The 12,169-nt window shown below is 59.6% G+C and carries 6 protein-coding genes and 1 tRNA gene; 6 read left to right on the plus strand and 1 reads right to left on the minus strand.

Annotated features, from left to right (window positions below):
- The first annotated feature begins 30 nt into the window (after positions 1-30).
- The 6 genes from uca (at position 31) to I9H09_RS18810 (ending at position 10,216) form a co-directional block, all read left to right on the plus strand.
- Positions 31-3,630 (plus strand): urea carboxylase, encoded by a 3,600-nt coding sequence (uca, locus tag I9H09_RS18785; protein ID WP_236502226.1) that lies wholly within the window; start codon positions 31-33, stop codon positions 3,628-3,630.
- 35 nt (positions 3,631-3,665) lie between these two features.
- Entirely contained in the window at positions 3,666-5,480 is a 1,815-nt protein-coding gene (gene atzF / locus I9H09_RS18790; protein WP_122323933.1) for an allophanate hydrolase, read from the plus strand.
- Between the two features lie 132 nt (positions 5,481-5,612).
- On the plus strand, positions 5,613-8,933 hold the full coding sequence (locus I9H09_RS18795; RefSeq protein WP_236502227.1) for a dermonecrotic toxin domain-containing protein: 3,321 nt from the start codon (positions 5,613-5,615) through the stop codon (positions 8,931-8,933).
- 41 nt (positions 8,934-8,974) lie between these two features.
- Entirely contained in the window at positions 8,975-9,208 is a 234-nt protein-coding gene (locus I9H09_RS18800) for a cysteine-rich CWC family protein (protein ID WP_080268047.1), read from the plus strand.
- Between the two features lie 38 nt (positions 9,209-9,246).
- Positions 9,247-9,939 carry a 16S rRNA pseudouridine(516) synthase gene (locus I9H09_RS18805; RefSeq protein ID WP_122347132.1) on the plus strand — a complete coding sequence of 231 codons (693 nt, stop codon included), beginning with the start codon at positions 9,247-9,249 and terminating at the stop codon, positions 9,937-9,939.
- 203 nt (positions 9,940-10,142) lie between these two features.
- A tRNA-Gly gene (locus tag I9H09_RS18810) sits at positions 10,143-10,216 on the plus strand.
- 589 nt (positions 10,217-10,805) lie between these two features.
- Here I9H09_RS18810 and I9H09_RS18815 read toward each other — a convergent pair.
- Entirely contained in the window at positions 10,806-12,008 is a 1,203-nt protein-coding gene (locus tag I9H09_RS18815) for a pectate lyase family protein (protein WP_235662950.1), read from the minus strand.
- Positions 12,009-12,169: the final 161 nt, after the last annotated feature.

Genomic DNA, 12,169 nt, shown 5'->3' on the forward strand with positions numbered 1-12,169 from the left:
CGAGTGCGACTGGGTTTCCGGGGTTATGCCATGTTCGACAAACTGCTGATCGCCAACCGTGGCGCCATTGCCTGCCGCATCCTGCGAACCCTGCGCACCTTGCAGGTGAAAGGCGTGGCGGTGTATTCCGAAGCCGACGCAGCCAGCCTGCACCTGATGCAGGCCGACGAAGCCCACAGCCTGGGCGAAGGCGGCGCGGCCAGTACGTACCTGGCGGTGGACAAGGTCCTCGCCATTGCCAAAGCCTCTGGCGCCAGAGCCATTCATCCCGGCTACGGCTTTCTCTCTGAAAACGCTGCGTTTGCCCAGGCCTGCGAAGACGCCGGTATCGCCTTCGTCGGCCCGACGCCAGAACAACTGCGTGTATTCGGTCTCAAACACACCGCCCGTGCGCTGGCCAGGCAACACGGCGTGCCCCTGCTGGAAGGCACCGAACTGCTCGACAGCCTGGAGTCAGCCCTTTCTGCGGCTCGTGCCATCGGCTACCCGGTTATGCTCAAAAGCACCGCTGGCGGTGGCGGCATCGGCATGCGCGTGTGTCGCAGTGCAGAGGAACTGACCGATTCATTCGAGGCAGTCAAACGTCTTGGGCAGAACAATTTCAGCGACGCGGGTGTGTTCATCGAGAAATACATCCAGCGCGCCCGTCATCTGGAAGTGCAGGTGTTTGGTGACGGCCAGGGCGAAGTGCTGGCCCTCGGCGTGCGCGACTGCTCGGTGCAGCGCCGCAATCAGAAAGTACTGGAAGAAACCCCGGCCCCCAACCTGCCAGAGGGCATGGCCGATGAGCTGTGCGCGGCGGCGATCAAGCTGGCCAGAGCGATCAGTTACCGCAGCGCCGGGACTGTTGAATTCGTCTTCGACAGCGAAGACCAGCGCTTCTATTTTCTGGAAGTGAACACGCGCCTACAGGTCGAACACGGCGTCACCGAGCAAGTGTGGGGCGTCGATCTGGTCAGCTGGATGGTGCAACTCGCGGCGGGTGATCTGCCGCCGCTCAGCCAGTTGCAGGCAAGCCTCAAACCCGTCGGTCATGCCATTCAGGCGCGACTGTATGCCGAAGATCCGGGCCGCGATTTCCAGCCTTGCCCCGGCTTGCTGACAGCGGTGAATTTCCCCCCTGCCGATGGCTATGCGTTGCGCATTGACACCTGGGTGGAAGCCGGTTGCGAAATACCACCGTATTTCGACCCGATGATTGCCAAGCTGATCAGTTGGGCACCAAACCGCGATCAGGCCAGTGCCGGCTTGTTCGCAGCCCTTCATGAGACCCGCCTGTACGGCGTCGAGACCAACCGCGATTACTTGCGCCAGATCATCGCCGACACGCCCTTCGCCAGCGGTCAGCCGTGGACGCGCTGCCTGGAAGACCTCCTGTATCAAGCCGATACGTTCGAGGTGCTGAGCGGCGGTACGCAGACCACTGTTCAGGATTACCCCGGCCGCCAGGGTTATTGGGCAGTCGGTGTGCCGCCGTCAGGACCGATGGACAGCCGCGCCTTGCGTCAGGGGAATCTGTTGCTGGGCAATGCCGAAGGATGCGCCGCGCTGGAAATCACCATGAGCGGGCCGTTACTGCGCTTCAATACCGACGCGGTACTAGCCGTAACCGGCGCGCATATTCCGATCACGCTGGATGGCGAGCCCTGCGCCATGAACACCGCACTGCTGGTGCGCGCCGGTTCGACCCTTGCGTTGGGGACCATAGCCGGTGCTGGCGTACGCAGTTACCTGTGCGTGCGTGGCGGGCTGGACGTGCCGGATTATCTGGGCAGCAAAAGCACCTTTACCCTAGGCCAGTTTGGCGGCCATGGCGGCCGAGCTTTGCGGGCGGGTGATGTGCTGCATATCGCGCCATTGGTCGATCGCAGCTCAGGCCAGCAGATTGCCGACGAACACCTCGACGAGCTGAAAAAAGTCCGCCAGATAAGAGTGATCTACGGCCCTCATGCAGCCCCGGAATACTTTACTGAAACCTACATCGAAACGTTCTTTGCGACCGACTGGGAGGTGCATTTCAACTCCAGCCGTACCGGTGTGCGCCTGATCGGCCCCAAACCTGAATGGGTGCGGGCGGACGGTGGCGAGGCAGGTCTGCACCCCTCCAACATCCACGACAACCCATACGCGATAGGCGCGGTGGATTTCACCGGCGACATGCCGGTCATCCTCGGCCCTGACGGCCCTAGCCTGGGTGGTTTCGTGTGCCCGGTGACCATCATCGAAGCGGATTTGTGGCAGTTGGGGCAATTGAAGGCCGGAGACAAGGTCCGGTTTTTTCCGGTGAGTGTCGAGGCGTGTCATGCGGCAGTGAACTCAACCCTCCCCCAAGGTCCCGTAAACATCTGTGGGAGCGAGCTTGCTCGCGAAGGCGAACTGCCCAGCCCGATCATTCTCGACATCGGTCACGACGACAAACGCCTTGTAGCGCGGCTGTCCGGCGACACTCACCTGCTGCTGGAAATCGGCGCGCCGGAGCTGGATCTGGTGCTGCGCCTGCGCGGCCACGCCTTGATGCTCGCACTGGAAGCCAAGGCCCTGGCAGGCGTGATCGACCTGACGCCGGGCATTCGCTCGCTGCAGGTCCACTACTGCCCCGAACAACTGCCGCTTCGGCAACTGCTCGACATTGTTGCCGGAGAGTGGGACGCCGTGTGTGCAGCGAAAGACCTGCAAGTGGCGTCGCGCATCGTCCACCTGCCCCTGTCGTGGGATGACCCGGCCTGCCAGTTGGCCATCGAGAAATACATGACCACCGTGCGCAAGGACGCGCCCTGGTGCCCGAGCAATCTGGAGTTCATCCGCCGCATCAACGACCTGCCCAATCTGGATGAAGTACAGCGCACAGTATTCGATGCCAGCTACCTGGTCATGGGGCTGGGCGATGTGTACCTGGGCGCACCGGTCGCCACGCCTCTGGACCCTCGGCATCGGCTGGTGACCACCAAGTACAACCCGGCACGCACCTGGACTGCTGAAAACTCTGTCGGTATTGGCGGCGCCTACATGTGCGTATATGGGATGGAAGGCCCCGGCGGCTATCAATTCGTAGGCCGCACGTTGCAGATGTGGAACCGCTACCGCGATGTCGCCGCCTTCGAAGGCAAACCGTGGTTGCTGCGCTTCTTCGATCAGATCCGTTTCTACCCGGTCAGCGCCGATGAACTGTTACGCATCCGCCGCGACTTTCCACTTGGGCGCTTTGCCCTGCACATCGAACACAGCACCCTGAACCTGGCCGATTACCAGTCCTTCCTGGCACGTGAAGCAGACGACATTGCGGCATTCCGTGCGCAGCAGCAATCGGCGTTCAACGCCGAACGCGAACGCTGGATCGCCAACGGTCAGGCGGATTTTCAAAGCGATGAAGGCGTTGCACCTGATATCGAAGAACTTCCCCTGCAAGCAGGCCACCAAGGCATCGACAGCCATATTGCCGGCAATCTATGGCAAGTCCAGGTGCAGCCTGGCGAACGGGTCGAAGCAGGCGATGTGCTGGTGATTCTGGAGTCGATGAAGATGGAAATCCCCCTGCTAGCGCCTGTCGCAGGCGTGGTCAGGGAAGTCCGGGTGCAGCCCGGTTCAGCAATCCGCGCGGGACAGCGTGTCGTGGTACTGGCAGCAGACTGAACCGATCAACTTTTCAACTTCATTGGAATTTCGTCATGAACGACACAACATTGCCGAACGACCTTCGCCTGGACACTGTGCGTGGCGCCTATCAGGCCGGTGATCTGACGCCCCGCCAATTGATTCTGGCACTGCGCGAGAAAGCCGAAGCGCTCAATCCCGTCTTTCACCTGTTCATTCACTTGCTCAGCGTGGATGAACTGGAACCCTACCTTGCGGAGCTGGAAAGTCGTGACCTAAAGGACCTGCCCCTGTACGGCGTGCCCTTCGCGATCAAGGACAACATCGATCTGGCCGGCATTCCCACCACCGCCGCCTGTCCGGATTACGCCTACACACCCAAGCGCTCGGCGACCGTCGTCGAGCAGCTGATCGCACTGGGCGCGGTGCCGATGGGCAAGACCAATCTCGACCAGTTCGCGACTGGCCTGAATGGCAGCCGCTCGCCCTATGGCGCTTGCCCCAATAGCGTTCTCCCGGACTATCCATCCGGCGGTTCAAGCTCTGGTTCTTCTCTGGCGGTTGCGCTGGGTGTCAGCAGTTTTGCTCTGGGCACCGACACCGCAGGTTCGGGACGAGTGCCTGCAGCGCTGAACAATCTAGTGGGCATGAAAGCCAGCAAGGGCTTGATCTCCACAGCCGGAGTAGTGCCCGCCTGCCGCACACAGGACTGTGTTTCCACCTTCACTGCCACGGCCAGAGAAGCCAGTCAGTTGCTGGGGCTGGTCGCAAGGTTTGACCCACGCGATGAGTACAGCCGTCGCAACCCGCAGTGGAACGACGCCTCGGCGTTCGGTGCACCTCGCCCGTTCCGTTTCGGAGTTCCCCGAGCCGAAGACCTGGAGTTCTTTGGTTGTGCTGAAGGCCCGTTGCTGTTCGGCGATGCCGTCAACCGCCTCACTGCGCTGGGCGGCGAAGCAGTCACCGTGAACCTGTCGCCCTTTCTGGAAGCTGCACGGTTGTTGTACGAAGGCCCGTGGGTGGCCGAACGCTACAGCGTCGCCGGGCCGCTGATGGAAGAGCGCCCCGAGGCTGTGCTGCCGGTCATTCGTGCGGTGCTGGCCAAAGCAACCGCAGTCAGCGGAGTCGATACCTTTCGCGCGCAATACCGCCTGCAAGCGCTGAAAATGATCTGTGACCAAGCGCTGGAAGGGCTGGACTGCGTGCTGACGCCAAGCATTGGTCGTCCGGTAACCTCGGCAGAACTGAGCGCCGAGCCCGTGCTGCGAAATTCGGAACTGGGTTATTACACCAACTTCGTCAACCTGCTCGACTACGCCGCTATCGCCGTACCCGGCGCCTTCATGAGCAATGGTCTGCCGTGGGGCGTGACGCTGTTCGGGCGAGCGTTCACTGATCAATATCTGCTTAGCCTGGCCGATGCCTTGCAGCGACAAAGCGCCCTGCCGCTGATCGGGGGCGACGTCCCGTCGCTACCGCCCCCGACCAATGCCGCTCGCAATGACATGGCCAGGCTGGTGGTATGCGGCGCGCATCTGGACGGTCTGACCTTGAACTGGCAGCTCCGGCAGCGTGGCGGCCATCTGTTGGAGGCCACACAAAGCTCAGCCGATTATCGCTTGTATGCATTGGCTGGCGGCCCGCCGTTCCGGCCCGGCATGATGCGCGTGGCCGGGGGTGGCGTGGCGATCGCCGTTGAAGTCTGGGAGCTGCCAAGCGCCGAGCTGGGCTCGTTTCTGAGCGGTATCCCGGCACCGCTCGGGTTAGGCAAGGTGCAGTTGACCGACGGGCGCTGGGAGACCGGTTTCATCTGCGAGGCCTATGGCCTGGAAGGCTCGCGCGACATCAGCCATCTCGGTGGCTGGCGCGCATACCTGCAGCAACTTTAAGCAGACAAGGCGGCGTGCCACGGCGCGCCGCCTTGCTTCTTTTGGCGTGATCGCAAGCTGCGGTACATAGCTATGACCTCCCACGCTGCAACTCCCGGAATAATGGCCACTCATTTATTTTGACCGCACGTCATGAACCCTATCTGGAGTCCGCTTCGCCAGGACACACTGTTCCATCCGTCTGCTTTCCTGCTTGAGCAGCCCAGCGTTCTGCGGCCCGAGCACAGTAGCGACAGGCACGACACACTGAACGCATCGCCAACATTCACCCTGCCGACGGCCTATTCACCGCTCGCTCAAACCCCATTGCCGCCGGTATCGGAAGAGCGCGGGCCGGAAGACATCGCTTCGCACATCGAACGTCAACTTAAAGCCATGCGCGACAGCCCTGGCTTCCGGTTGATTGCCGACTCGGCATTGCTTCTGAAAGCCTGCCAGCTGGACATGGACTTTCCACCGCCCCGCCAACACTACGTACGTGAGCAACTGATCACGTTGCTCATGCACAAGAGTGGCAACGTGCTCGATCCGGACACCTTACAGATCACGTTCAGCAGCGATGACCTGCCCGCTGTGGACGATCAGGGCCAAGAGCATTACAGCGTCAGTCTGTCGTTGACTGAAGTGGCATTGACCAGCTTCGAACCGGAACATTTTCTGGCCCTGTATCGCAGCGTCATTACCGACACACCCATATCCGAAGACACGCCCTTGCTGATGACCAGGCAGGTTTTCAAATGGATAGGCGATATGCCTCTGGATCATGATTACAGCGCCATCCTGGAAGCTTTCCGGGTAAGGCACGAAGCAACCTGGCGCACACTGGCGCGGCTGGCTTTTCTCGACAACCTGGCCCGACAGCACACCCACCGACATATCAGTCGGGACGGCTATCGGCTTGCACTGGACGCCTTGGGCATGAGCCGGTTTCCCCTCGACGGGGACGTGCTGGACGATAGCGGACGAGGCGAACTGACCGAGGTCCGATTACTCTCGTTGAACGGCGAGCAGGTGCCCGGGATATTTCAGGTCAGGTCGAAAACCACCTCACACTGTTTCATTCACATACTGGGCGCCAAGGGCAAGATCGCCGAGTACATCAGCGATGATCCGGCACACATGCCCCTGCGGTTACTGGCAGCCATGAACGCGTCCGGGCTGTACGGCCACGCGCTGCTTGCACTGCAACAACCTGCAGCGGTGGTAGCCGATGCTCCGCTGATCGAAGGCGATCTGTTCACTGCTCTCACGCAGGCTTCCTTCACGGCGATTCTGAACGGCAGAAACACCTGCGCCACCATCGATCTGCTCAGACCTGTGGCGCGCAGCCTTGCGCTGGCAGGCGCTGCAGACCTCTGGCAGACACAATCGGACATTCTCGAGCAAATACCGGTCGCCTCGAAAATGGCTGCACACATCATGGCGAACTATTTAAAGGACCACCACGGGCTTACCCTCAACCCTGAGCATGTATTCATCGCCTATAAGCCCGGCCATTCGAACCGGCCACTGGGCGTACCCCGCGTGGCGCCCATCCATGTTCACACCCCCGACGAAAAACCGGTCAGCCTGACCGAAGCGCTGACGGATCATTACCGGGTCGATCATCCGGCTGGCTATGTCGATCACGGCGGCGGCACCGAAGTCTTCTTCGACCCCTCCGGGCTGGGTAACCGTGAGCAGGGCCATATCCTGAAAATCAGTCCACAGGCGCTCGAGAACTACATAAGCGGCTTCGGTTTTCTGAACTGGATGACTCAGCGCATCCACGACTTCTGGGACCAGCAGCACAGCACTGTCGAACGAGCATTCAGATCATCGTTCATCGCGCAGTTACTGATCAGCCTGAAACGCGGCAAACTCAGGCGCAGCAGCTTCGATCTTGTCGTGGAAACACTTGCGCCCGCTGCGCAACATCAATGGCGGGCCCTCGGTTTTTTCGTTCAGGGCTCATTGATCGACGGGCTGGCGCATCAGTACACCGGTCTGCTGGTGCTCGAACTACCGGACGCACGGAAGGTGCTCTATCAGGCAGGCCACGCCGAGGGGTTTCTGGAGTTTGTCGACGACACGGCACTGGCATTGCACCTGACCCGTAAAACGGCTGATCCGGAGTGGCGTGAAACGGTCATGCGTTACGTTCCTCTCAGCCATCAGCAGCGCCTGAATTACCTGTTCAAACTGTGGGGCGGTGCCCAGGCTCCCAACCCGCCTGCGTCGATACTGCGTCCCTGGACCGACGCGCTCTACAACCCTGACACGCGCCAGGCCATGCGCCACTCGCTGTGTGAAAAAAGACTGTCAAACACGCCATTCGCTTTTTTGCACCAGCGCCTCAGGCAAAACGCACTGGATGACGCAGAAGAACAGATCACTACCTCGGCGCAGGTTTCACTGGCTGACTGGACAGAACGGCTGCTGCATTTACAACGCTTGCTGGTGCCCATGTCCTTGTTACTGACACCCGCCTTTATTGCCTCGCTGGCGACCGAGGTCGGCCTTGCCTCACTCGCTATCGCCGCAACGCAGTTACCGGGCAGGCGCCACGCAGAGAAAAATCACGCTTTACTGGCTACGCTGTCGCTGGGGCTGTTGCAGCGGGCTCCGCAAACGCCACGCATGCTGCGCTCATTAAGCAGGATCGCCAAACCAGCCGCGAGCAAAAGCCAGGCCGCCTTAACTGCTATAGACAGAGCGCTGCGCAGGCACGTGGTGAACCCGCGCCAGACCCGACTGGAGAAATTCTTCCACACCGACGCGCTTCTGCGACGCTGGACGGTCACCACCTCCCTATCGCCAACCCTCTTGCCGATACATGCCTGGAAGCTAGGCAGAAGGTTTCTGTTGTGGACGTCCGACAGAGGCCAGGCGCGGACTCTGGTGGTCAGCACCCACGGGTATTACACACCGTGGTCGCGTACAGTGGGAATCCCCAACGGCACCGAAATTCGCACCTATGCGCCGCATGGCTACGAACTGGTAGACCCGCAACTGCATCGCGTCGTCAACAAGAATGCCAGGCCATTCTCCCACTCGAACACGGCGGTGCATTCAGTGATGCCGCACACGTCGCTCGAGCCCCTGTTCATTACCGACAAACTCATTGCCGGGACGTCGCTACCCGGCAGGCTTAAAAATTACAGTCTGTCCAAGTTCCAGAGTGCAACCGACGAGACTTATGACGAGATCGCACGCGTGGTAGGCAACTCTCGGGCATCGCCCTTGCAGGGCTGGTTGCCGCCGACGCCGATGGACGTGCTGACGGTGCGCAACCGTTTCGGCATGACGCCGCCATCGCTGGCCGATCTGTTCAACAGCCTGTCGGCTCAAGGCATTCATTACGACCGAATATTACTGGTGCACTGCCGATGTGCCGCGTTCTCGGCCTTGCTGAGTCGCGCACCCGTCTATCATGCCCCGACAGCGGGTTCGGTGATTGCTAATATGGCCTGAACCCAGCGACCCCATCATCAAGCACGGCGCCTTCCTAAAAAATGACAACCGCCCTAACCGACACAGCGCTGTGCCCTGCGTGTGGCTTCAGCAACCGATGCAGCCTGGCCGACCCGCGCACTGCAGATCAGCCATGCTGGTGCTTTTCCGAGAGCATTGACCCGGCGCGCCTTGCTGCATTGCCAGAAGAAGCTCGCAACAAGGCCTGTCTTTGCCCACGTTGCGCCGGAGTCGAGGGAGCAGCGCTCGGGCAACCCATTGGTCAGGGCACGTAGTAAGATGCGCAACCGCTCTCACTTGCATCATTCCTGCCATGCGTCTTGATCGTTTCCTCAGCAACTTGCCGCGCTTCAATCGCAAGAGCGTACGCCTGGCCCTTGCCAGCGGTCGCGTTCAGGTAGACGGACTGACGACGAGTGACCCGCATCACGAAGTACGCGAATTCAGCTGTGTGATATTCGACACAGAAATTCTTCAGCCAGGCAAAGCCGCGCGTTACTTCATGTTGCACAAACCGCCAGGCTGCGTCAGTGCAACTACCGATGCGCAGCACCCGACAGTGCTTGATCTGCTGGACGAGCCTGACAAACACGAGCTGCACATCGCAGGACGCCTGGACTTCAACACCACCGGGCTGATGCTGATCACCAACGACGGGCAATGGTCACGACGACTGACTCAGCCGCAGACCAAAATGCCCAAGGTGTATTACGTCGAGACCGAGCAACTCATTGACGACCGTTATGTGCTGAAATTCGCCGAAGGCCTGTATTTCTCATTCGAAAACATCACCACACAACCGGCGCAATTGAACGTGCTGGGACCCCGCAGCGCACACCTGAGCATTGTCGAAGGCCGCTACCATCAAGTGAAACGGATGTTCGGCCACTTCGACAACAAAGTGCTGCGGCTGCACCGGGAAAGCATCGGTGCACTGACCCTGGACCCAACCCTCGCAGCCGGCAGCTACCGTGCGCTGCACGCGGCAGAAATCGACCTGTTCTAAACATCGTCACCGTCTGGTGGATTGAACACACGACGCCGAGCATGTGCCCACCCAGAAAACAACTGCCGAGGCCTGTCTGACAGAGCATGTCGGTGTGCTTTTTGTTAAGGCAATCGAGGGGAAAAGCATTGCGCAGAGAAATTAGCGCTTCAAATCGAGGCAGGGTTCTGGTACAAAGTCAGCCGCTCAGCATTGAGCTCAGAGCGGGTATAGTTTAGTGGTAAAACGAAAGCTTCCCAAGCTTTAGTTGAGGGTTCGATTCCCTCTACCCGCTCCATATTTTTTGCCCCCCCTATCCCATCTGCAATCTCGTGACATCAGTCAGCATCCAGTTGCTCTCAGTCTTACGCTGCGGCGATGAGCAGTCTTGAAGGTATGCCTCTGTTTGCTCATGCGCTCAACAGAGCTCACATTCTGCCTCGAAAAGGCTTTTCACCCATTTCAATCTCAACGAAATTTGAAATGTCGGTCAAGTCGCCGCCCGAACTTATACACAATCCACTTACCCGGATTATCAAAGACCATGCCGCCCAGGCAGACGTCTACCTTTAGCTTGCGCAGCCCTTTGATGCACAGAGACGCTACCTGCATTTCGACAAGTTACGTTTCAGATTTCCGAAATCGCTGGAGGCAGCTCTGGCCTGGTCGGTCGTCAGGCAAGCCAGAAATCGCCAGCTTGTAACGGCTGTTTCTTTGGGAGAACCGCCAAGGCCCTGCGGTTTTCTTCATACGTGACCGATATAAAGGACAGCCTGGGATGTGCTTACAACACGGCGGCAACCGTTCTGAATGGCTTGTTGGACCTCAAACTGTTCAGCAAGCAAAAAACCGGTAACGAATGGATTTACTCGATAGCAGATTTGAAATCATGGCAGTAGGTCAGCACTTACCTTACCCACACCAGCCTCTTTCGGGACTTCTTCCCTGGCCTCATCTGCCGAAACCGGCGTTATCAGGTACTGCCGGTAGTCGCTGAAAGCCTTCAGCGCAGAAACATCCTGAGGGCGATAGTCCTCGCCGCTTACCCGCTGCTGGTTGGCAACGCACGCTCTGCCGATCACGCGTGTGCAAGCGTCAGGTACAGCAAGAGAAGCCGGATCAAACAAGGCAAATGCGGTGCCTGGCTGATCCACGTCGTTGAACAGTGGATGGGCGACGTTTTCGAAGTCGTTCCCTTCTACCAGCAAGTGCGAAGACTCGGTTCGCGACATGATCGCCCCTTGATAGGTCATGCGCTGAAAGACGTTGTTGACCAGTTGGGCACGAACTTCTGCATTGTGCATACCGCCGGCATGTGGCGCCCTGCCGGACGTATCGTGCACGTAGTTTCTTGATATCGTCAGCGTGTCCTGGCTGCCAAGGAACAGCCAGACCCAGTAATGATGACCGTCGCAGGTCGATGAATAAGGGGTGCGCCCGTCGAACTCATTGCTGGAGACGGTGACATGCGAAGCAGCGCCCCAACCGGTCACGATCATCTGTCGACCGATACGTGTAAAGGTGTTGTGATCAATCCAGACACCGTCGGCCCTGTCGAGCGTGAGTGCGTCTCCGCCCCACACGACACTTGGGTTGATATCGGAAAGCGTCAGGTTGCGGACAATCACGTTATGCGCGCCGTCACCGATGAACAGCCCTGTGCCCAGAATGCCTGCGTTGCCGCCCTTCCCGATCAGCGTCTTGTTCGAGCCGATTTTCAGTGGTTTCAGGCCCGCATTGTCGTAAGTGACCATGACAGACGGCCTCGACTGGCAGAAGCCATTGGCACCGTTGAGTGCCAGTTGTTCTCCGCCATGCGGGCACACTTTCACCCTGCAGCCAGGCTCAGTGGTTTCGGCGCTGCCGTTGGTGACCACACTTCCACGAAAGTCGAAAAGGTGGTCCAGCACTACCACTCGCGGGGTGTCATCGGTGCAGGCGCCTCGTGAGTCATGAGACGCACAGAGTGCTGATCGAAGGTCATCCGGGGTGGCAGGATGCACAGCCGTTGCGGCCCCACCACCGGTGACACCTCTGGCGAAACCCTCGGGCCTGTCTGACGCCTGCAGGCACTGCGACCCGGAAAGCATCAGCAGCAAGGCCAGTGTGCAGCGCGAAAGGCCGACCTTCGGGAAACCACCTGTCAACAAAGGCCAAGGCTTCATGGATCGACCTACCAGGCATATTCGCGGGAATCGCGAAGACAGCCTGCATGCTAAACGGGCGTCGGCCTGCCTGACTCACGTTCCTA

The organism is Pseudomonas tremae, assembly GCF_023278125.1.
Lineage (GTDB): Bacteria > Pseudomonadota > Gammaproteobacteria > Pseudomonadales > Pseudomonadaceae > Aquipseudomonas > Aquipseudomonas tremae.

What these genes read in the sequence shown, in the direction of transcription:
- I9H09_RS18805 (WP_122347132.1), top strand. Translation starts at nt 9,247, where the DNA reads ATGCGTCTTGATCGTTTCCTCAGCAACTTGCCGCGCTTCAATCGCAAG.
- I9H09_RS18795 (WP_236502227.1), top strand. Translation starts at nt 5,613, where the DNA reads ATGAACCCTATCTGGAGTCCGCTTCGCCAGGACACACTGTTCCATCCG.
- I9H09_RS18815 (WP_235662950.1), bottom strand. Translation starts at nt 12,008, where the DNA reads ATGCTTTCCGGGTCGCAGTGCCTGCAGGCGTCAGACAGGCCCGAGGGT.
- uca (WP_236502226.1), top strand. Translation starts at nt 31, where the DNA reads ATGTTCGACAAACTGCTGATCGCCAACCGTGGCGCCATTGCCTGCCGC.
- atzF (WP_122323933.1), top strand. Translation starts at nt 3,666, where the DNA reads ATGAACGACACAACATTGCCGAACGACCTTCGCCTGGACACTGTGCGT.
- I9H09_RS18800 (WP_080268047.1), top strand. Translation starts at nt 8,975, where the DNA reads ATGACAACCGCCCTAACCGACACAGCGCTGTGCCCTGCGTGTGGCTTC.